At 61.8% G+C, this 20,832-nt stretch carries 18 protein-coding genes and 1 pseudogene; 13 read left to right on the forward strand and 6 right to left on the reverse strand.

Annotation, left to right across the window (positions count from 1 at the left end; translation table 11 throughout):
* The first annotated feature begins 118 nt into the window (after nt 1-118).
* Genes G6N46_RS05900 through mcrC form a run of 4 tightly spaced genes read left to right on the forward strand, consistent with a single transcriptional unit; the run spans nt 119 to nt 5,692 of the window.
* Nucleotides 119-1,576, forward strand: a complete 1,458-nt coding sequence (locus G6N46_RS05900; protein ID WP_138249015.1) for a type I restriction-modification system subunit M — start codon at nt 119-121, stop codon at nt 1,574-1,576.
* Complete coding sequence (locus G6N46_RS05905) at nt 1,573-2,763, forward strand: restriction endonuclease subunit S (RefSeq protein ID WP_138249014.1); 1,191 nt, start codon at nt 1,573-1,575, stop codon at nt 2,761-2,763. The genes G6N46_RS05900 and G6N46_RS05905 overlap by 4 nt, the downstream gene beginning before the upstream one ends.
* Nucleotides 2,760-4,556 (forward strand): AAA family ATPase, encoded by a 1,797-nt coding sequence (locus G6N46_RS05910; RefSeq protein ID WP_138249013.1) that lies wholly within the window; start codon nt 2,760-2,762, stop codon nt 4,554-4,556. The genes G6N46_RS05905 and G6N46_RS05910 overlap by 4 nt, the downstream gene beginning before the upstream one ends.
* A gap of 2 nt (nt 4,557-4,558) precedes the next feature.
* Nucleotides 4,559-5,692, forward strand: coding sequence for a 5-methylcytosine-specific restriction endonuclease system specificity protein McrC (mcrC, locus tag G6N46_RS05915; protein WP_138249012.1), 1,134 nt, complete (start codon nt 4,559-4,561; stop codon nt 5,690-5,692).
* On the opposite strand, the gene G6N46_RS05920 is transcribed toward mcrC, so the two are convergent.
* Both G6N46_RS05920 and G6N46_RS05925 read right to left on the reverse strand, forming a co-directional pair.
* Nucleotides 5,644-6,198 carry an XRE family transcriptional regulator gene (locus tag G6N46_RS05920; RefSeq protein WP_138249011.1) on the reverse strand — a complete coding sequence of 185 codons (555 nt, stop codon included), beginning with the start codon at nt 6,196-6,198 and terminating at the stop codon, nt 5,644-5,646. The two genes, mcrC and G6N46_RS05920, sit on opposite strands and share 49 nt — an antisense overlap.
* Before the next feature lie 74 nt (nt 6,199-6,272).
* Nucleotides 6,273-6,899 carry a hypothetical protein gene (locus G6N46_RS05925; protein WP_138249010.1) on the reverse strand — a complete coding sequence of 209 codons (627 nt, stop codon included), beginning with the start codon at nt 6,897-6,899 and terminating at the stop codon, nt 6,273-6,275.
* 143 nt (nt 6,900-7,042) lie between these two features.
* On the opposite strand from G6N46_RS05925, the gene G6N46_RS05930 reads away from it, so the two are divergent.
* The 7 genes from G6N46_RS05930 (at nt 7,043) to G6N46_RS05960 (ending at nt 12,739) form a co-directional block, all read left to right on the forward strand.
* Nucleotides 7,043-8,824, forward strand: a complete 1,782-nt coding sequence (locus tag G6N46_RS05930) for an ATP-binding protein (RefSeq protein ID WP_138249009.1) — start codon at nt 7,043-7,045, stop codon at nt 8,822-8,824.
* On the forward strand, nt 8,821-9,678 hold the full coding sequence (locus tag G6N46_RS05935) for a hypothetical protein (RefSeq protein WP_138249008.1): 858 nt from the start codon (nt 8,821-8,823) through the stop codon (nt 9,676-9,678). The genes G6N46_RS05930 and G6N46_RS05935 overlap by 4 nt, the downstream gene beginning before the upstream one ends.
* A gap of 47 nt (nt 9,679-9,725) precedes the next feature.
* The gene (locus tag G6N46_RS05940) at nt 9,726-10,049 is read left to right on the forward strand and encodes a WXG100 family type VII secretion target (protein ID WP_138249007.1); all 324 of its coding nucleotides are present in this window, start codon (nt 9,726-9,728) and stop codon (nt 10,047-10,049) included.
* Between the two features lie 6 nt (nt 10,050-10,055).
* Complete coding sequence (locus G6N46_RS05945) at nt 10,056-10,346, forward strand: WXG100 family type VII secretion target (RefSeq protein ID WP_133426801.1); 291 nt, start codon at nt 10,056-10,058, stop codon at nt 10,344-10,346.
* A 132-nt stretch (nt 10,347-10,478) separates the two neighbouring features.
* Entirely contained in the window at nt 10,479-11,774 is a 1,296-nt protein-coding gene (locus G6N46_RS05950; RefSeq protein WP_138249006.1) for a hypothetical protein, read from the forward strand.
* A gap of 18 nt (nt 11,775-11,792) precedes the next feature.
* A complete protein-coding gene (locus G6N46_RS05955) occupies nt 11,793-12,338 on the forward strand; it encodes a hypothetical protein (RefSeq protein ID WP_061002862.1) in 546 nt (181 codons plus the stop codon).
* 23 nt (nt 12,339-12,361) lie between these two features.
* On the forward strand, nt 12,362-12,739 hold the full coding sequence (locus G6N46_RS05960) for a hypothetical protein (protein WP_163692622.1): 378 nt from the start codon (nt 12,362-12,364) through the stop codon (nt 12,737-12,739).
* Here the strand turns inward: G6N46_RS05960 and G6N46_RS05965 are convergent.
* Nucleotides 12,681-13,993: pseudogene (locus G6N46_RS05965) on the reverse strand (IS256 family transposase). The gene G6N46_RS05960 and the pseudogene G6N46_RS05965 sit on opposite strands and share 59 nt — an antisense overlap.
* Nucleotides 13,994-14,049: 56 nt before the next feature.
* Here G6N46_RS05965 and G6N46_RS05970 point away from each other — a divergent pair.
* Nucleotides 14,050-14,382: a hypothetical protein gene (locus G6N46_RS05970; RefSeq protein ID WP_138248997.1), complete on the forward strand. Its 333-nt coding sequence runs from the start codon at nt 14,050-14,052 to the stop codon at nt 14,380-14,382.
* 217 nt (nt 14,383-14,599) lie between these two features.
* Nucleotides 14,600-17,998, forward strand: a complete 3,399-nt coding sequence (locus G6N46_RS05975) for a DEAD/DEAH box helicase family protein (protein ID WP_135358005.1) — start codon at nt 14,600-14,602, stop codon at nt 17,996-17,998.
* A gap of 134 nt (nt 17,999-18,132) precedes the next feature.
* Here G6N46_RS05975 and G6N46_RS05980 read toward each other — a convergent pair whose 3' ends face one another.
* Genes G6N46_RS05980 through G6N46_RS05990 form a run of 3 tightly spaced genes read right to left on the reverse strand, consistent with a single transcriptional unit; the run spans nt 18,133 to nt 20,669 of the window.
* Nucleotides 18,133-18,666 (reverse strand): hypothetical protein, encoded by a 534-nt coding sequence (locus G6N46_RS05980; RefSeq protein WP_135358004.1) that lies wholly within the window; start codon nt 18,664-18,666, stop codon nt 18,133-18,135.
* A 44-nt stretch (nt 18,667-18,710) separates the two neighbouring features.
* A complete protein-coding gene (locus G6N46_RS05985; protein WP_135358003.1) occupies nt 18,711-20,351 on the reverse strand; it encodes a DUF4185 domain-containing protein in 1,641 nt (546 codons plus the stop codon).
* A 9-nt stretch (nt 20,352-20,360) separates the two neighbouring features.
* Complete coding sequence (locus tag G6N46_RS05990; protein ID WP_135358002.1) at nt 20,361-20,669, reverse strand: ESX-1 secretion-associated protein; 309 nt, start codon at nt 20,667-20,669, stop codon at nt 20,361-20,363.
* Nucleotides 20,670-20,832: the final 163 nt, after the last annotated feature.

Consider the following 20,832-nt stretch of genomic DNA (forward strand, 5'->3'; position numbering starts at 1 on the left):
TTGCACAGCGCGCAGACATTCCCACGGCAGTCTCGCGCCACGCGCCTGTGCTCCGTTGTTGTCGGTGGGCTCCTATATACAGTCCTGTTCAGGTTTGTACGGGGAGTTGAGGAGTGCCGTGATTACCGGTGAGTTGAAGAGCAAGGTCGACCGCGTCTGGGACGCATTCTGGTCTGGTGGTATCTCCAACCCGATCGAGGTGATCGAGCAGATCACCTACCTGCTGTTCATCCGCCGCCTCGACGACCTGGAGACCCTCGCCGAGAACAAGGCCCGGCGTACCGGGTCGTCCGAGGGATTGCGATTTGGGCCCGACCAACAGGATCTACGGTGGTCGCGGTTCAAGAACGACGAACCCGGTGTCATGTACGACTTGATCGCCGACGGTGTGTTCCCCATGCTGCGGGGACTCGGCGGTGACGGGTCCACGTATTCCGAGCACATGCGCGACGCCCGCTTCACCATTCCCACGCCGGCACTGCTGTCGAAGGTCGTCGACATGCTCGACGACATCCCGATGGCCGACCGCGACACCAACGGCGATCTCTACGAGTACCTGCTGTCCAAAATCGCGTCCGCCGGCGTGAACGGACAGTTCCGCACTCCGCGCCACATCATCGAGCTGATGGTGAAGATGACGGCGCCCGGTCCGACTGACGAGATCTGCGACCCAGCGTGCGGCACCGCGGGCTTCTTGGTGACTGCATCGGAGTATGTGCGTGACACGCATGAGTCGGTACTGACCGACGCCGCGCAGCGGAAGCACTTCCACAACAGCATGTTTCATGGTTATGACTTCGACTCGACCATGCTGCGCATCGGGTCGATGAACATGCTGATGCACGGCATCGAGGCCCCCGACATTCGTTACCGCGACTCCCTGTCCGAGGGCGCCTCGGAGGACACCGAGAAGTACACGTTGATCCTGGCCAATCCCCCGTTCGCCGGCTCACTGGACTACGAGGCGACGTCCAAGGACCTGCAGCGGGTGGTCAAGACCAAGAAGACCGAGTTGCTTTTTGTGGCACTGTTTTTGAAGCTGCTCAAGCCCGGCGGCCGGGCGGCGGTGATCGTGCCCGATGGGGTGCTCTTCGGTTCATCGAAGGCGCACAAGGAACTTCGTCGGATGCTGGTCGAGGATCAGAAACTCGATGGCATCGTGAAGCTGCCCTCCGGGGTGTTCCGCCCTTACGCAGGTGTGTCGACCGCAATCCTGCTGTTCACCAAGACGAATTCCGGCGGTACTGATCATGTTTGGTTCTATGACGTTTCGGCCGATGGGTTTTCGCTCGACGACAAGCGCAACCCCATCGAGGCCAACGACCTGCCGGATGCGTTGTCGCGGTGGGCTTCACGGGACTCGTCAGAATTGGAGCGGGCACGGACCGAGCAATCGTTCTGTGTGCCAGTCGCTGACATCGCGGCACAGGGCTACGACCTGTCGCTGAACCGCTACAAGGAGATCGTTCACGACGAGGTCGAGCACCGGCCGCCGCTGGTGATCATCGCGGAGATCGAGAAGCTGGAAGGCGAAATCGCGAGTGGGCTGGCCGAACTGAAGGCGATGCTGTCGTGAATTGGCCGACAGTGCCGTTGTCGTCGGTCGCCGAAGTCAAGCTGGGCCGACAGCGATCTCCGCAGAATCATGTCGGCCCCGATATGCGCAAATACCTCCGCGCAGCCAACGTTGGTTGGTCGGGACTGCTCCTGGACGATGTGAAGCAGATGAACTTCACTGACGTCGAGTTGAAGACATTCCGCCTCGAACCGGGTGACCTTCTCCTTAACGAGGCATCTGGGTCACCCAAGGAGGTCGGCAAACCCGCGCTGTGGAACGGCGAAATCGAGGACTGCGCCTTCCAGAACACGCTACTGCGAGTACGTCCATCCAATGCCGCGGAGCCGCGCTACCTGCTCCACTATTTCGGCCACGAGGCTGCCACAGGTGCGTTTGCGCGTGGATCACGCGGCGTAGGGATCCACCATCTCGGCCGTGAAGCCCTCTCCAAGTGGAGCATTCCGCTTCCCCCACTCGATGAGCAGCGCCGCATCGCCGCCATCCTCGACCAGGCTGACTCGGTGCGCGCTAAGATGCGTGATCGACTCGGTCTGCTGAGAACTCTTGCAGGCGCCGTCTACGCAGCCACATTCGGTGATCCGTTTGAGAACGAGAGGCAATGGCCGACTAAGCGAGTGGACGAAATCAGCCGCGTACAGTTGGGCCGTCAACGTTCACCAAAGTATCAGACAGGCAGATACACCCATCCGTATCTGCGGGTGGCGAACGTTTACGAAGATCGGCTGGACTTGTCTGATGTGCTCACGATGGATTTTGACGAGAAAGACTTCGCAGACTATCGCCTTATACCCGGTGACATCCTGTTGAATGAAGGTCAGAGCACCGAGCTAGTCGGTAGGCCAGCGATATACCGAGGCGAGATCGCGGATTGCTGTTTCCAGAACACACTCCTGCGTGTACAAGTTGACGCCAAAGAGGTACTGCCTGAGTTTGCACTTGGTACGTTCCTCAGCTACTTCCGGAAGGGGCGTTTCGCGCGCCTGTCTTCAAAGACAAGCAGTGTCGCGCATCTCGGAAAGTCCAGGCTCGCGTCGATGCGGTTTCCCATACCTCCGATGTCACTTCAATTGGCATATCGAGACGGTCTGCGCGCGCTAGGGGCATTCGATGTCTCGAGCGCCGAAGTACGATGTGACGAACTCTTCGCCTCCCTCCAATCCCGCGCCTTCCGCGGTGAGCTATGACGGAGCCATCCCCGATCGGCCGCTGGCCGGCGTTTGTCCGGCCAACTCTTGCAGTTCTCGCCGACGGCCAAATTTGGCGTACCGCTGATCTTTTCAATGCTGTCGCCGACGAGATGCAGCTCACCGAAGCGCAGCGCGCCGAGACCCTCAGCTCTGGACAGTCACGTGCTCGAAACCGAATGGGCTGGGCACTGTCGGCACTCACTCGGGCGCAAGCTGTCACCAAAGCCCGCAGCGGATATTCGACGATCACGGATGCGGGCCGACAACTACTCGCTGATCACCCGGTCAACATCACCGAGGAGACGTTGGAGGCCATCCCCGCGTACCGCGAGTACCAACCGACGCCACGCCGGTTGGCAACCACCACCGAGCCTGCGGATGACACTCGCTACTGGTTCGTCGGTGCCGCGTACCACCAGACCGATGACCGCAGTTCTGAGTTTGTGCAGCAAGGTATTTGGCGAAACGGCAACACCGACAAGTACACCGAAGACGTCAACTCCATGCAGCCTGGCGAACGTATCGCGATCAAGGCCGCATACACCCGGAAACGTGACCTACCCTTCGACAACAAGGGCAACCCGGTCTCGGTACTCGGCATCAAGGCCACCGGCACGATCACCCGCAATCACGGCGACGGGCAGACAGTCGACGTCAGTTGGGATCCACCGCAGGCCATCCGTGAGTGGTATTTCTACACCAGCCGCGCCACCGTCTGGAGGGTCGTAGCTGGAGACTGGCGTGCCGATGATCTCATCGCCTTCACCTTTGACGGCGAGGATCAAGACATCGATCAGTTCCGCAATGCCCCGTTCTGGCGCGAACGTTTCGGCGACGAGATTCCCGAGGCGTCTGATTCCCTCGTCGACGACGAGGCGGACGATGAAGAGCCAGCAACCGATGTCGAGACCTACACCGTCAACGACATCATCGCCGATGGCTGCTTCATCCCCGCCGACACCTTGACCGGGTACTTGGCTGCACTGAAGTCAAAGAAGAATCTGATCCTGCAAGGACCACCCGGAACCGGTAAGACCTGGCTGGCCAAACGCCTCGGCTATGCGCTCATCGGCGAGAAGAGCCGAGAATACCTGCACGCCATCCAATTTCACCCATCCACGTCGTACGAGGATTTTGTTCGCGGCTGGCGACCCAGCGCTGACGGCAAGCTGGTACTGGCCGATGGGGCCTTCCTACAGATTGTCGAGCAGGCCCTCGCCGACCCCGGACACAACTACGTTGTGGTCATCGAGGAGATCAACCGCGGCAACCTCGCTCAGATATTCGGCGAACTGCTCACGCTGCTCGAGGGCGAAAAGCGCGTGCCGTCCGAAGCCATCAACCTGACCTACCGGAAGGACGGCGAGGAACCGCTCTACCTGCCACCGAACCTGTTCATCATCGGCACCATGAACCTGGCCGACCGGTCGCTCGCAATCGTCGACTTCGCCCTGCGCCGCCGGTTCGCGTTCGCCAATCTGCAGCCGATGTTCAATACCGCATGGCGACAATGGGTTTCCACCCACAGCGGAATACCCGAGGCTGAACTTGATACCGTCGCCCTCCGCATCGGCGAGGTGAACCAAGTTATCGCCGCCGACCGGTCCCTGGGCGAGCAGTATCAAATCGGCCATAGCTTCTTCACGCCGCCAACGTCGCGCAAGATCACCGATTCGCAGGACTGGCTGCGTCAGGTTGTACGACGTGAGATCCGGCCGCTCCTGGCCGAATACTGGTTCGATGAGCCTGACCGGGTCGATCGGGAGACCGACCGCCTGCTTGGTAATTGACCATGACGGGCGTCATCGTCAGCGGCAAGACTGAGATACCGGTCCGCAACCTGTGGCTGCTGATGCTGTATGCGTCCGAGTTGTACGCCAACAACCCGGAGATCCGTGGCGGTGGCGCCGAGGATCGACCCGATCAACTGCCGGACCTGGTTGCCGAAATCCTCGCTCGTGGCGTCGAACGTCGCCTGCAACGCAGCCTCAGCCGGGCTTATGTGACACGCAGCCAGCCGCTCACTCGGGTACGCGGCAGGATCGACGTCATCAAAACCGAATCGGCACAGCTGCTTTCGCGGGGCCAGGTGGCGTGCCGCTTTGACGAGCTTGTCGTGGACAACCCCGTCAACCGGCTGACCTGCGCTGGCCTGATCATCGCCGGAACCATCGCACAGGACGGCGACCGCGCTCATCGTTGCCGCCAGCTCGCCGGCATGCTCAGGTTGCAAGGAGTCACTCCAACGCTGGTCAGCCGCACGGACGCCGACGCAATCACTTTGGGTCGTAATCAGATTGCCGACCTCGATGCTGTGAACGCGGCCCGACTGCTGCTCCGGATGAACATCCCGAACGAGGAAGTCGGTGCCGCGCACCGGATGTCACCCCGACGGGACGTTGCTGACATTCGCCGCCTGTACGAGGCCGCCGTGCGCGGCTTCTATCGGGCGACGCTGCGACCGCCCTGGCGGGTTCATGCCGGCGAAACCAAGCACAACTGGCCGCTGCAGGAACACTCCCCCGGCGCGTTCGCGATCCTGCCCGTGATGCGCACCGACACCATCCTGGAACGGCCTGACCGACGCATCATCGTCGAAACCAAATTCGCCGATGCGCTCAAACCAAATCAGTTTGGCACGCCGAAGCTTTCACGCAATCACCTGTTCCAGCTCTACGCGTACGTGCAGTCCCAACACGATCGGGATAGCTTGAGTGCGACGACCGAGGGCGTGCTGCTGTATCCCGTCGTCAACGAAGAGCTCGATGAGTTCGTGGTGATCAGTGAACATCGGTACCGTTTCGTCACCGTCGACCTGGCTGGGCCGGCGATGGCGATCCGGGACCGCTTGCTATCCATCGTGGAGGGACCCGCTGCTCACCCGGCGTCGGACCTGGTTGCGTGTGGAGACGTACCCGGCGCGTAGCTCCAGAGGCGGCGCCCCTCAGGCGTCAGAGTGGTGAACTCGTTCACGCGGATCAGCAGGTTGAACCCATCGGTTTGCGGATCGCGCTTGCGGTAGGCGAATCCTCCTGTTGGTGCCACGCCAGGTGTAGGCGGGATGTTCGGGTCGAACTCGAGTACATAGTCGTTCCGGCGCATCATCTTCAGCCAAGCCGCGTGCCGCCCCAGCTTGTATTCAGACATCTCTCGACCGCCCGAGACTATGAACTCGCCGTGGTCACGCAGGCGCTGATATGCAGCGGACTTTCCGTGAAGTCCCGTCGTCGTCCAGGGCCACGCCTCGTTGACGATCTGGCGAGTCGTCTTCACTCCGCCATACTTGATTTTCTGCTGGGAGACAGCCTGACGCGATACACCGTGCATATCCGCAATCTCAGTCTGGTTCAAACCCCTCCGACGCAGCTCTTCGATCTGGCTGAAGATCAGCGCTTTACGGTGGGTTGCCGTCTTGTATTTCTTGCCGCTCATACGTACTCCACTACATGGTTCGGTTCCCGCACGGGCCAATCGCCCTAGACGTCCGCTGCTGTCACAATCGACATTCAACTCACCCGAACAGCGCCGATGACTTCCCGCGCCATTGACAACGGATGGGCCGGAAACTGGCCGTCGAAATCGGGCAGCTCGCTCATGTTCATCACGAAGCCCGTCTTCAGACCGGTGTAGGGGTCGCGGGCCCAGCCGCCCATCGGGTCATCTGCGGTGGGCTCATGAAGCCAATCATTTTGCCGCGCAATCTCATATACCGCAGCGTCGCGCATGCCGGTGGTACGACCTTCGATGAAGAAACCCTGAACCTGTTGCACATGCTCTGCGTGTAGGTGCAACGTCAGGTTGTACTGCACACCGCCAGATTCCTGCTTGATCTTCATGAGGCTGTATACGAACGGCACCCCACTTGACGTCCGCTCGACGTCGACCTCGATCAGCCCGGCCTGTCCGGCAACGACGGCGTCAGCTTCGAGGAGGCCGTCGATCATCTGATCCTTGTCTAGCGGCATCGCGTACTTGGTCGGGTAGGGCCGCGTCGTCACGGTTCCCGTTGCGTCGTCACTAAACAGGTAGCCGAACGCCTGAGTTCCGGGCGGATCGTCGGGCAGCAGCCCGCTCTGTTGCCAGTAATCAGCAAGTGCCAGCGTCGGTCCGCCACCCCACAGGTTGACGCGCATCATCTACTCCTTCGGAATTCGTCGCTCCAGTCATACCTGCCGACTCCGACATTCAGACAGGCACGGTGCCATCGAGCCCGACTTGTCGGTGGGTCGTGCGACGCTATGCGGCTTTCGACCGAACCGACGCAGGAGAATCCACAATGTCCGCACCGCAGCAACAGAACTTCCGAGTGGATCTCGGCGGCGTCATCTCGCTGCTCAGCAAGAACCTCTATTCCAGCCCGGGCGTGTACGTCCGCGAATTGATTCAGAACGCCTACGACGCCACCCTCGCCCGCGACGCACTCAGCGACACGCCGACCCCGCGGACCATCACCATCTCGCCATTCGGCGTCACCTCTCCGGACTCCCCGGCCAATGAATTCGCGATCACCGACGCCGGCATCGGCGTCACCGCCGATCAAGTCGAGCAGTTCCTGGCCACCGTCGGCGCGAGTTCCAAGCGTGACGAGTTGGCCCGCAGCAGGCGCACCTACATCGGGCAGTTCGGCATCGGCCTGCTGAGCTGTTTTCTGATCGCCGACGAGATCACCGTGATCTCGCGCAGCGCCGACGGCTCCGCGCCGATCGAGTGGATCGGCAACAGCGATGGGACCTACACCGTCCGACCCATCTCCGACGACGTCGCCGTCGGCACCACCGTCCAGCTTCGGCCCCGTCCAGACATGATCGGGTGGGCCCGTGCGGAGCAGGTGACTCCCCTGGTCCAGCGCTACGCCGAGTTTCTGCCGATCGACATCACTGTGCTGAGAAGTCAAGGAAACAGGGAAGTTTCACGCCGGTACCCCTGGGCTGACGACTTCGGATCCCACCGCTCCAGCGTGCAGCAGGGTGTGCCACCTGTGTACGGCGGGGTCGGAGTGGGGCGCCAGTTCGACGTCGTTGCGATCAACGACGCCGGCCTCGGCTTGGATGCCGTCGTCTACATCGGTACGGCGGTAGGCAAATCGAAGTCCAGCGCCCGAAACCGGGTGTACGTCAACGACATGCTGATCGACGACGTGGACGCGGCGCTGCTTCCGTCATGGGCGTTCTTTGCCTGGGCGGTAGCCAACTCGACCACACTGGAGCCGACAGCCAGCCGTGAGGCCATCGTCGACAACGCCGCGCTGGTCGCGACCCGACGCAAGCTCGGGCAGGCAGCGCTGAAGTGGTTGCGCACCTTGGCAGATACCGACCCGCAGCGGTTCTCCGAGTTCGTCGCCGACAATGAAGTGGAGCTGCGCTCGGCAGCCACACGTGACGCAGACGGCGAGAATCTGGAGCTTGCGGAAGTCGTCCTACCGATGCTGACGGTCCAAACGACAGCAGGGCAGATGCGCCTGACCGACGTGGTCGCCCACAGTCCTAACGTTCTCTATGCCTTGTCCGTCAAGGAGTTTCACACGATCGCCAGCTTCAACCCCGAGGGACGACTCGTCGTCAACGCCGGCCACACCCTGGACCAGGAGGTGCTGCTGATGCTGCCGCAGGTCCTTTCTGGAGTGACGGTCACCCGCGCCTACCCCGCTTCCGAAGTCGCAGCACTCGCCGTACCGCCCACGGACGCGGTCGGCGACATTCTGACTTTCGAACAGCGAGCGACCCAGGCGCTCAAAGCATCTGGTGCTCGCGTTGTGGTGCGCCAGTTCCCCACCGCCGACCTGCCCGCGGTCTTCATCGGGCACGGGCAGATCGATGTGGCATCGCCCGGGTACGGCAACCTCGTGCATCTGGTGGTGAACTGGAACAACCGAGTAGTCCGCGCCCTGACCCGGACGAACGATGACCTGGTTTTCGACCGGCTCATCCAGTTGCTCTACGTGCAGGCGCGGATGGCCGCCCAATGCGACGGCCCCGAGGACCGAGCGCTGCTATCTGAGGCCCTCGACGACGTCATTCTGCTCGCCGCAGGCGTGGACGGAACGGAGGTCGGGAGATGAGCGAGCAACCGACCGCTGAGGAATGCGAATTCCTCGGCGATGAGGCGGCCGGGGCAGGACAATTCGAGAAGGCTCTGGATCACTACAGTCAAGCGCGGCGATTGCGTTGCGATGCACTGACGATGGCGTTGGCGGGCAACGATCTCGACTCGCAGTCGATGTCTACTTACGGCACCGATAGCACCCGGTTGAATCAGAAGATCCGCACGATCGTGGACGAGTTGAATCCGCCAAAGACGCTGAGCGAGCGGATCGCGGACCTGCGGGTCGAGATGGACGAGCATCTGATATCGGGTCGGCTCAATCTCGCCTCCCACCTCAGCACCCAACTCGGCGCGGCGTATGAGGAGCTCGGCGACCTGGACGAAGCTGAGTCCGCCTATCGATCCGCCGTGGTGCTCGCCCGGCAGGTCGACGCCCACGATCCCGAGCTGTTGCTGCACACCTTTTGGGCGTTGATCGACTTCCTGCCGCCGTCCGAGGAATCGGTGGCGCTGGCCAAGGAAATGGCGTCCAATCTGATCGAACGCCGTGAGATGTACCACCCGATGCGGGCAGCTGATGCGGCGTACCGGCTCGCGCTGGCAGAGCTGGACTTCGCCGAAATCGCACCGCAGCATTTGGATTCCGCGATCGACGGCAGCACGCGGGAGGCAATGGAGATGCTCGACGGTGTCTGCTTCCACGACAAAAGCCAGGAGCTCCAGCGATGGGTCGCCGCGGTGTTGCGGGCGGTCGGCCGCGACACCGAGGCCGACCATTGGCGGTCCGCGGCCGACCGATACGAAGACTGGGAATGGTTCACGGACCAACAGATGCCCGGGCATGTGCACCTGTGGGACATCCGGCATTGATCGTCGGCCTCGCTAGACTGGCGCTTGAAGTCGGCGAAGGGGGTCGCATGGCGGACGTGGGGGGCGCACGGCTGCGCATCGAGACCGAGCCGGTCAAAGCAGCTGCCGACGAGTTTCGGACGATCGCCGATGAGTTGCGCGAAGAATTGCGCCAGCTCGTCTCGGCGGTCGAGGATGTCGTCGAAGGTTCGTGGCGCGGCGAGGCTGCTCGGATGTTCGGCCGCGATTGGGATGAGTTTCGCGCCGCCGCAACGAAGATCGTCGACGACGCCGACGAGATCGCGATCCGGGTCGTCCAAAGCGTGGAGGCCTACGCAGCACAGGATGAGCACGGCGGATCGATCGTTCGCAGCGCGTGGGATGAGCGGTAGGTCGCAATGACTGGGTACACCGTCGACGTCGACGCGCTCAATGAACTGCGGTCGAAAATGCAGGCCTACCTGGCGCACTGCGAGACATCGTTGAGCCGGGTGGAATCGCTTATCGGTCAGGTGTCACAGTCGTGGGACGGTGCAGCCGCCGAAGCATACGAGGCTCGCCACCGGAACTGGGTGCGGTCAGCGCACGACATGCGCACCGCGCTCGCGGACTTCACCGCGTGGTCCACCCAGGCCGAAGACGCCTACCGGACCGTCATGGCGATGAATCTGCGCATGGCCGGCAAGTAGCGAGCATCCATGGGTACTTGGGTTGTCGATTCAGACTGGTATTTCCTGACCGCGGCGATACTCGGCCGTGCGGGATCGAAGGTGGCTGGTGCTGCCGGCGTGGTCTCAGGCGCATCGCACGGGTCCGGCCACATGGCCGGCAACGACCCGGTCGGCACGAAATGGGGATCGCGGTATGACAGCGCCGCGCGCGATGCTGTCGGTGGCGCCGATTCGCTGGCACAAGCCTGGTCCTCGCTGGCTGGACGCGTCTACCAAGCCGGAGTCAACCATGCGTGGGCTGAATTCCACGCCGGCCGTCGCAAGATTCCCGTCCCGGCCAATCTGCCACCGCGACCGGCGATCTCTGAACCGTCGTCGACGATCTCCAGTTCCGTGGGCGCCAATGGCGTCGGTCTGACCGACATCATTCCCGGCTTGGTCGAGGCGGTCGGCAAGGAAACTCCGAACGCAGACACGAAGGGCCTCGACGCCGCTTCGGACATGTGGCAACGGTTCGCAACGACGGTCGCTGAAGCTGTCAGTGACGTGGTGAATCAGGTCAGACGACCGGACCACGACATGCCCGACGCCACCGCGTTCTACGAGACAATCGCCAATCTGAGCGCTCCCGCGGATGCCGTCGCCGCCGACGGCCGCACACTGAGTGCCCTAACCCACAGCTTCTCTGCAGCGACCAGCGCGATGCGCGCGAACATCGCCAGTGAGGTCAACAGCACCGCGATGTGGATGGGCGGGGCCGCGTCAGTCGTGGTGCTGTCGTCGGAAGTCACCGGCGGCGCGTCATTCCGGGCCGTGCCCGCGGCCATGCGCTGGAGGCTCAACCAGGCCGGCACCAACATCCGGAGCTACATCGCCGCGGTAGAAACCGCTGCGACAGCCATTGACTCACTCACAGTTGCACTCGACCCGGCCAAAAAAGGTCTGCTTGACAACCAAATGTTCGTCGACATCGAGATCTACGATCCCGACGGCACCAAGACCCATCACCATCGCATTCCCCTGTCCAAGTGGCTGGCCTGGCAGAACTACCTGCACCGCGGCGGCCAAGAGTGGGACTGGAATCGATGGAGCTCCAACTACGACCAGCTTCAAGAGAACTCTGCAAACGGCTGGTGGTTCGACAAATACGCGGCCGAAGTGATGGGCTACAGCAAGGACGACGGATGGCATTCGCAATACTCAGACCAGACGATCGTCCCCGGTCGTCGCTGGGACTGGGTGAGTCCCGATCTCAACGAGTTCATCGAGAACAAGAGTGGACGCCTCGACATGGACCAGCTGGCCAAAGACGAACGCGTTCTAGCCCTCGGTCATCAGCTCACCTACAACCTCAACGCAAACTATCCGTACAGCCCAGCGGAGATCGCTGCGCTCCAGAGTCTGCAAGACAGATATCCAGACCAGTTCACGGTGAATCGACTGTGACCAACAGGGAGAATCAGGATGGGTAAGTCGTTCGACTACGTCCCCGTGCAACTCACCAAGGCGTTCCGCGAAGCGCAAACCAACGAACAGTTCTTGGGTTGGCTGAAGATGCAGGAAGCCTCGATGGAAATCGAATTTCCCTATGAAGACCTACCGGACGTGCGCGACATCATGTTCACCAAAGACAGTCTTGCGGTAGTCGAACAGAAGCTGATGGAGCTGTACCCCGACGATCCCAGCGCCTATGCAAATGAGGAAGCTGTTCACCGAACGATGCGCTACGCGTACTACGTTGGCGAAACAGTCCGACGTGCCATTGAAGCAACCTGGGTAGCACTGCCGCCGCCCAGCCAGAAAGGCCAACCGGGAGCGTTGCTCCCGGCCATCGACGTGCTCTTCGACGAGATGTTGGTTCAACCCTTGCTGTTGATCCGATTCGCACTCACCCGCCGAACAGGCCTGGAGATCACGCGCGTGTACAACAACATTCTGCGTCTCTATGACGAATGGGCTGAAAAGGGTCGTCCACCACGGGAGTTTGGCGGCACCTTGCGCGAGGAATGAGTGGCTGACGTTGAAGAATCGTCATGGGTGAGTCCTTCGACTACGTCCCGACGCAACTCACTCGAGCGTTCCGCGATGCACAGTCCAACGAACAGTTCCTGGGCTGGCTGAAGATGCAGGAAGCGGTCATGGAGATCGAATTTCCGTACTACGACCTCCCCGAGATACGCGAGCAGATGTACACCGAAGCGAGCTTGGCGATAGTCGAACAGAAGCTCCTCGGCCTGTACGACAACCATCGAAGCGCCTTCTCGCTCGAGAACGTCCACACGACCATGAGGTACGTCTACTACGTTGGCGAGACATTTCGAGCAATTGTCAATACCTGTGGATCGGGGTGTTTCAGGCGACCTCCGTTTCGGTGTGTTGATCGCCGTCTGACGGTGGTGTCGGTGGGGTGATGTCGGTGGGCCGTTCGAGCAGTTTGCCTTTGTGGAAGACCGCTCCGGCGCGGACGAGGGCGACCAGATGTGGGGCGTTGACGGCCCGCCAACGGGCTTGGGCTGCGTCGATCAGCTTGTAGGCCATGGCCAATCCAGCGGCCCGCGATCCCGGACCCTTGGTGACCTTCGTTCTCAAACGCACTGTGGCGAAGGTGGATTCGATCGGATTCGTGGTACGCAGATGGATCCAGTGCTCGGCGGGGTAGTGGTAGAACTCCAGCAGGACATCGAGGTCGTCGACGATCTTGGCGACCACTTTCGGGTACTTCGCGCCGAAGGCAACCGCGAAGGCCTTGACCGCGACCTGAGCTTTGTCGATGTCTTCGGCGTTGTAGATGTCCTGATGGCCGCCAGCGCGGCCGGATGCGCTGACTTCGGCAGTGCGGAAAGGACGTTGGCCTGCTTGTGGAACCAGCAGCGCTGCTCTCGGGTCTTCGGGAATACCTCCCGCACCGCCTTCCAGAACCCGAGCGCGCCATCGCCGACGGCCAGCACTGGGGCGGTCATGCCGCGTCGTTTGCAGTCGCGCAGCAGATCCGCCCACGACTCGCATGACTCCCGATAGCCGTCGGTGATCGCCACGAGCTCTTTGCGGCCGTCAGCGCGCACGCCGAGCATCACCAGCAGGCACAGCTTCTCCTGGTCCAGGCGGACCTTGAGGTGAATGCCGTCGACCCACAGGTAGACGTAGTCGCTGCCGGACAGGTCCCGGGCAGCGAACGTACGGGCTTCGTCTTGCCACTGCGCGGTCAGACGGGTGATCGTGGTGGCCGACAACCCGGCACCCGAGCCGAGGAACTGCTCGAGTGCGGGCCCGAAGTCGCTGGTCGATAGGCCGTGCAGATACAGCAGCGGCAGCACCTCACTCATCTGCGGGGACTTGCGTGCCCAGGCCGGCAGGATCGCCGAGGAAAACCGCTGCCGCTCACCAGAATCGGGGTCGACACGGCGATCGTTGACCCGCGGCGCCTTCACCTGCACGGCACCGGCCGCGGTCAGCACCTCACGCGGCTGGTGATAGCCGTTGCGGACCACCAGTCGGTGACCGTTCTCGTCGAGCTGATCAGCGAATGCGGCCACGTACGCGGCGACCTCGGCCTGCAGGGCAGCGGCCAACATCTGCCGGGCTCCGTCGCGGACGATCTCGTCCAACAACGACCGGCCGGCCTCGCCGCCGTTGGCCTCCTCGGCATCGTGAACTACGGTGAGCATGGGCGTACCTTCCCAACCAGCGCGCCAACGCCGGTCTTGATCGAATACCTGATTCCGTGATGATCATCCTCGGGAAGGTGCGCCCACTTTCAGGCCGCCTCCTCGGGCCTCATCCACAGGTATTGATCATTGCTCAGACATTTCGCCGTGCCTGTGAAGGGACATGGGTGGCCCTCCCCGTGGCCGACGCATACCTACCTGCGATTGACTTTCCGATGCGCGAAACCATGACCAAGCCAACAGACCTCGTAGAGGGAACAGTCAACCGACGCGACGGGAAACACCTGACGAAGGTCTACGGACACGCCGTGCGCAGCTATCGCGAGTGGACTGAAGCAGGCAAGCCCGAACGGACCTTCCGCGGCACTCTGCGCGAAGCCGACGAATAGGCGGGCAGTCCTAGTTTTTCAACCGAGCTACCAATCAGTCACAACTTGTCGGCTCGACATGCAACACTGCTCGGTTCGCCCGCCAGCAAAGGAATTCGCATCGTGACAACACCTCGACCATTGACCGGCAGAAATTGACGATCATGTTGCTCACTACCAGTACAGTGACCCTGTGAGTCCGACTATGTTCGTGAATGAACATTCCGGCTGAGCGCGCATGAGCAATTTCGCCTTCATCGGTGCCGCTGAATGGCCCGACATCCAATCCGACTGCGCCCGCGCCGAGAGCTATCTGGGCTCCGACCCCCGCTCGGCCTGCATCTATGGTCGCCGTGCCATCGAACAACTCGTCGGCTTGCTCTATGACGTGATGGACCTGCCGCTGCCCTACAAGGACGACCTCGCCGCCAGGATCAACGAGCGTCCGTTCAGCACGCGAGTGCCGCTCGCAATCATCCAGAAGCTCAACCTGATTCGAAAAGCCGGCAATGCCGCTGTGCACGAACGGCGCGCCATCGCACCGAACATCGCCCTCGCCGTCCTGCGGGAACTGCACCACGTCACAGTGTGGGCCGTCTACAACCACTCGGCCTACCCCAAGGCCGCGCCCCTGAAGCTGCCGTTCGACCCGAAACTTGCAGCCAAGGCCGCACCCCTGAGCCGGGACGAAGTCGCCCAGCTGGCCACGAAGTTCAAGGCGCAGGACGAAGCCCACGCCAAAGCGCTGGCCGAGAAAGACGAGCTGGCCGCCGCCAAGGACGCCGAGATTGCCGCGCTGCGTGAGCAGATCAAAGCAGCCCAAGCCGCCAAACAACAGCCCGACGACCGTGACTACAACGAAGCACAAACCCGCACCGAGTACATCGATCTGGACCTCGCTGAGGCAGGCTGGGTTCTCGACCAGCCGAGGGACCGCGAGTTCGAAGTCACCGGAATGCCCGGCGGCGCCAAAGGTTACGTCGACTACGTGTTGTGGGGCGCCGATGGTCTGCCACTCGCCGTCGTCGAAGCCAAACGAACAAGCAAGAGCCCGCACGTCGGCCAGGAACAGGCCAAGCAATACGCCGACTGCCTGGAGCAGATGACCGGCCGACGGCCGATCATCTTCTACACCAACGGCTACGAGCATTGGATGTGGGACGATGCCGGCGGATATCCGCCCCGCCAGGTCCAAGGCTTCTTCACCGCCGACGAACTGGCCCTGGCGATTTCGCGGCGCACGACCCGCAAGCCGCTGGGAGACGCAGAGATCGACTCCGCGATCGTCGAGCGGCACTACCAGATTCACGCAATACGCCGGGTCGGTGAAGAATTCACCGCGCACAAGCGCGAGGCGCTGCTGGTGATGGCGACGGGATCAGGCAAGACCCGCACCGTCATCGCATTGGTCAAGCAACTCATGGAAGCCGGCTGGGTCAAGCGGGTGCTGTTCCTGGCCGACCGCACCGCTCTGGTCAATCAGGCTGTCGGCTCATTCAAGGAGCACCTGCCCAACGCCACCACGGTAAACCTGGTGACCGAGAAGATCACCGACGGCCGGGTCTATGTCAGCACATACCCCACGATGCTGAACCTCATCAATTCCGTCGACGACGGGCTACGGCCTTTCGGCCCAGGCTATTTCGACCTCGTCGTCATCGACGAGGCACACCGTTCGGTCTACCAGAAATATCGCGCCATCTTCGACTGGTTCGACTCGCTGCTCGTCGGGCTCACCGCGACGCCCAAAGACGAGGTGGACCACAACACCTACCGGCTGTTCAACCTCGAAGACGGCATGCCGACCGACGCCTACGGTTTGGACGACGCTGTCAAGGAAGGCTTTCTTGTTCCCGCCGTGGGCATTTCGGTGGGAACCAGGTTCCTGCGCCAAGGCATTCGCTACGACGAGTTAACCGAAGCGCAGAAGGACGAATGGGACTCGCTGGACTGGGGCGAGGACGACACCCCCGACTCCATGTCAGCAGAAGAGCTGGGACGCTTCTGGTTCAACGCCGACACCGTCGACAAGATCCTGGCGCAGCTGATGTCGCAGGGGCACAAAGTCGCCGGCGGCGACCGACTCGGCAAGACGATCATCTTCGCCAAGAACCAGGCCCACGCACAGTTCATCGCCGAACGGTTCAACATCCAATACCCTGAGTACGCCGGTACATTCGCGCGCGTCATCACCCACAGCACCGAGCGCGCACAGAGCCTGATCGATGACTTCTCCCTCACCGATAAAGCCCCGCACGTCGCCATATCCGTCGACATGCTGGACACCGGCATCGATGTGCCGGATGTAGTGAATCTGGTCTTTTTCAAAGAAGTTCGGTCCAAGAGCAAGTTCTGGCAGATGATCGGCCGAGGAACCCGGTTGCGCCCCAACCTGTTCGGACCCGGGCAGGACAAGGATAACTTCTACGTCTTCGACTGCTGTGGAAACCTGGAATTCTTCAGCCAGGATCTGCCGGGCACGCAAGGCTCATTGCAGAAGTCGTTGAATCAGCGCCTGTTCGAAACCCGAGTCGGGCTGGTCACCGCACTGGATTCCGCTGTGCCAGGCAATAATCCGCCGGAAGGTCATGGCACCGAATCCGAACGCGGGCTCCGCGTCGACACCGCATGGAGCCTGCACAAGATCGTCGTCGGCATGAACCTCGACAACGTGCTGGTCCGGCCCCACCGCCGGCTCGTCGAACAGTACGCGCAATGGCCGGCGTGGTCGTCGTTGACGCACGAGGCTGCGAGCGACGTCGCCACCCAACTCGCCGGCCTACCTTCCTCGGAGCTGGACAACGACGAGCAGGCCAAACGGTTCGACCTACTGATCCTGCGCCGCCAGCTGGCGCAACTCGACGGTGATGCTGTTGCCGCTGAACGGATCCGGACGAAAGTTCAGGACATCGCCGAGGCGCTGCTGGCCAAGACCTCGATCCCATCGGTGGCCGCGCAACAGGCACTCCTCGATGAGATCTGCGCTGATGAGTGGTGGGTCGACGTCACCCTGCCCATGCTCGAACTCGTCCGACTGCGGGTGCGCGCGCTGATTCGATTCCTCGACCCCACCCAGAAGACCGTTGTATACACCGACTTTCAGGACGAACTCGGTGAGGCAACCTTGGTCGACCTACCCAATGTCACTCCAGGTACCAACTGGGACCGGTTCAAAGCGAAAGCGCGGGCGTATCTCAGGTCCCATCTGGACAACATCACGCTGCAACGCCTGCACCGCAACAAGCCGCTGACGCCCGACGATCTGCTCGCACTGGAGCGGATGCTGATCGACAGCGGCGTGGGTGAACCCGCCGACATCGACTTGGCGAAGGTCGATGGGCTCGGGCTCTTCGTCCGGTCGCTCGTGGGTCTGGATCGTGCCGCAGCGACAGAGGCGTTCGGGGCCTACCTCGACGGATCGCGATTCACTGCGGACCAGATCAGGTTCATCAATCTCATCGTCACCGAACTGACGGCGACGGGCGTCGTCGCCGTCGCGCGACTCTATGACTCCCCCTATACCGACAAGGCGCCGACCGGCCCCGAAGAGGTGTTCCCAGAGGCCGACGTCGACAACATCGTGTCGATCCTCAACACTGTCCGGGCCAATGCCGCGCCCGAGGGTGGCGTCGCGTAATTGCCTGATCTAAAGGACCAGACAAGGTCGGGCTAGGGAACTCTCGGTCGGCGGCCCACGCCGAACAGCAGCCGCGTCCCGTTCCCGGGTAGGTGTTACCGGTCGACGAATGAGCGGTATCGCCGCGATACCGGTCAGACCTTGGGTATCCAGCCAGACCACGACGGCGACAAGACAAACCCCCGACCCTGAGGGTCTTTGCAGGCGGTCATTTTCTTGTCATCCACACCGCAAGTGACCCCGAATACTGTCAGTGTATGGAACGGCGGCAAGACCTTCTTGGTCGATACAAAAGCGCCACATGTCGGGTCGCCGACCTGCCACATTTCGTGATCGGTACTGATCGCATTCGCCTCAACTGGGCCGTTTGACGGGTCGCATTGCGCAGAAGCAACAGCTGGGAAGTTGTTGCCGACACAGCTTGCCGCAGGAGGTTGACCGAAGGTGCACCCAATTCCGTCAGGTGTGCTAAACCCGTAGGTGGTTATCTTGTTGGGTCGGCCCGGATTATCGGTTTGCCACATGTAATCGTCTGGGTTAACGGGGGTGTAGCCGCTCATTTCGGGGAATTTCCCAGGCTCGACCGAATGGGATGGCTCGCTGGGAACCGGCGGACGCGCACCAGCGTCGCATGCCGAAGACAGCGCAGTAAGCATCAGCACCAGCACTGCCGATATGAGACGCGACATTCTCGGGTCCTATCCGTTGTTGGTTATCGCTGCCCAGGCTTGACGTTAACGTGAATGTCTTGAACGTCGTAATGCACGGGGCCGACTGGATGTCCATCGGGCGCCGACGGTTGGTACCACTGGCTCCCGAACAGCCCAAGGTTGTCGAGAGTTGATCCAGGCAAGATGTAGCCGCCATACGGCGCCGGCACATTGTTTGGAGCCCCGGGTGCATTGTTCATCACTACAGTTGGTGGTCCTGCGCTGACGACACTCGTCGGACTGTTACCGACGTGCACCTCGACGGCGGATGTCCCTCCGGGCTCAGTGTTGTGCATGTTCGTGCCGGATAACACCGGTTTCCCATCGACTTCACGAAAGCTGATCTCGCCCCAATGCTGGTCCGGTGGAGTGATCGTCATCGGTGCGGCTTCTCCCGCAGCTCCCCAAGACTTGTGTATGGGGTCGTACGGCTCCCACGCCCCGCGGTCGCTGATGTGCGCGGGATCAACCCGATACATGGAGACGCCTTGGCTGCGGTCGAACGCATCCGCGGCGATGTACACCTTGCCGTCACTACCTTGGTAGCCGCTGAATTGAGTTGGCAACGTGGGGTTGTCGGCGACAGACCTATAACTGCCCTCGATCGGCTTCCAGCCAGCGGCCGGATCGTTCGTGACCTTTACCAGCCACGAGCCCTTCGGACTGAGGCCCTCGCTCGTGTTCGTGCCCACAACCATCATGTAGGTGTCGTTGCCGATCTTGACACTGCCCGCCGGCAGCGCGTTGTTGGCCCCCGCCGTACGAGCCGCATCGGGTATCGGGAAGAGGGTATGCGGTCCCGGTGATTCATTTGGCAACCCGCTGTTGAGGTTGGTCCCGGTCAGCGGCGCACCGAAATGGGGCTTGCCGTTCTTGTCGAACGTCACAGGCACCGCAACTGAGGGATAGTGCTCATTCCCAGGTCCACCGACCTGAGGGTTGGCGTAGGAGTCCCCGAAAATTGCCACCTTTGTGCCGTCCGGCAGTGTGATGACCTCGCCCAAGTCCGCTGCGCGAATCCCGGGGATAGCGTCGGGGCTGTCGGTCCCGGCGATCGGCCCCATGTTTCGGACCTCACCGGGTGCGAGCGGCCCCTCACCGGTCAGCCCCAGCAGCTCTGCCAGTGTCGTCGGCGTTTTCGTCGGTTCCGGCAACCCTGTCGCCTTCGCGATCGCTTTGGCCAGATCAGCGTCGATTCGGTCGCCTTCGGCCTGCGCATCGGCGATCCGTGCCTCCAGATCGGCGATCTTCTTCGATACTTTCAGTTTGGTCTCATCATCGAGATAGTCGTAGTTCGCCGGAACGCTCACCTTGTTGGTTGTTTGATCAACTTCCACCGCCGGTGCTGCGGCCGCATCGTCGAGAATCGCTTTCACAGTGGTAGCGAGGGCGGTGGCGTCTTGTTCTGCGTGGTCCATCGCGGCCGCCGCCGATGACAAATCCTCTGACCTGACGTTGTGAGCCGCGGCGCTCATCAACATCGACAGCATCGCCTCCTGCGCAGCCTGACCTTGCCACGTGGAGGTTTTCACCAACTGTTGGTAGAGCTCCGCAGAGTTCGCGTGGTTGACCGACGCGTCACGCGTAGCTTTGGCCAGCCCTGCGATCTCAGGAACCCACTCCCGCAGCACCTGCAGCGACACGAGTTCAGATCACAACCCTGTGTCGGTGATTCGCGCCGCGCCAACGCTATCGGTGCGTTCATATGCGCTTGCAGCCCCGCGATGTCCCTCGGCGTGTGTCGTGAACCGTTCACCAAAATGTGCGCCGTCCGCTTCCCAAGCTGCCAACATTTCCGGCAGTGCAGCTGCCGACAGTCCCAAGCCCAGCGCCGCTTGGCTTGCCGCAGCATGCGCCTTGAGATGTTCGGTGGAGAAATCACTGCTGTGACCATCCAAGCGGTCAGCAGTCATTCGCAGCTCGATTGGATCGACCTTCAACGGATCGCTCGGCACGGCCACCTAAACCCCCTCAAACTCGTCCCCACAGAAAATGATAGGGCCGCCCGGCAACGGTCGCCGACGGCAATTTCACCTCCCCAGTCGTAGCCACTCGATCCTTGGCGAAATTCGTTTCGATTCACCCGAACTCGAGTGTGCGCCTGCCGAACTTGTTCAGCACGAA

It is taken from the genome of Mycolicibacterium phocaicum, assembly GCF_010731115.1.
GTDB lineage: Bacteria > Actinomycetota > Actinomycetes > Mycobacteriales > Mycobacteriaceae > Mycobacterium > Mycobacterium phocaicum.

What these genes read in the sequence shown, in the direction of transcription:
- G6N46_RS05910 (WP_138249013.1), top strand. Translation starts at nt 2,760, where the DNA reads ATGACGGAGCCATCCCCGATCGGCCGCTGGCCGGCGTTTGTCCGGCCA.
- mcrC (WP_138249012.1), top strand. Translation starts at nt 4,559, where the DNA reads ATGACGGGCGTCATCGTCAGCGGCAAGACTGAGATACCGGTCCGCAAC.
- G6N46_RS05920 (WP_138249011.1), bottom strand. Translation starts at nt 6,198, where the DNA reads ATGAGCGGCAAGAAATACAAGACGGCAACCCACCGTAAAGCGCTGATC.
- G6N46_RS05925 (WP_138249010.1), bottom strand. Translation starts at nt 6,899, where the DNA reads ATGCGCGTCAACCTGTGGGGTGGCGGACCGACGCTGGCACTTGCTGAT.
- G6N46_RS05930 (WP_138249009.1), top strand. Translation starts at nt 7,043, where the DNA reads ATGTCCGCACCGCAGCAACAGAACTTCCGAGTGGATCTCGGCGGCGTC.
- G6N46_RS05935 (WP_138249008.1), top strand. Translation starts at nt 8,821, where the DNA reads ATGAGCGAGCAACCGACCGCTGAGGAATGCGAATTCCTCGGCGATGAG.
- G6N46_RS05940 (WP_138249007.1), top strand. Translation starts at nt 9,726, where the DNA reads ATGGCGGACGTGGGGGGCGCACGGCTGCGCATCGAGACCGAGCCGGTC.
- G6N46_RS05945 (WP_133426801.1), top strand. Translation starts at nt 10,056, where the DNA reads ATGACTGGGTACACCGTCGACGTCGACGCGCTCAATGAACTGCGGTCG.
- G6N46_RS05950 (WP_138249006.1), top strand. Translation starts at nt 10,479, where the DNA reads ATGGCCGGCAACGACCCGGTCGGCACGAAATGGGGATCGCGGTATGAC.
- G6N46_RS05955 (WP_061002862.1), top strand. Translation starts at nt 11,793, where the DNA reads ATGGGTAAGTCGTTCGACTACGTCCCCGTGCAACTCACCAAGGCGTTC.
- G6N46_RS05960 (WP_163692622.1), top strand. Translation starts at nt 12,362, where the DNA reads ATGGGTGAGTCCTTCGACTACGTCCCGACGCAACTCACTCGAGCGTTC.
- G6N46_RS05975 (WP_135358005.1), top strand. Translation starts at nt 14,600, where the DNA reads ATGAGCAATTTCGCCTTCATCGGTGCCGCTGAATGGCCCGACATCCAA.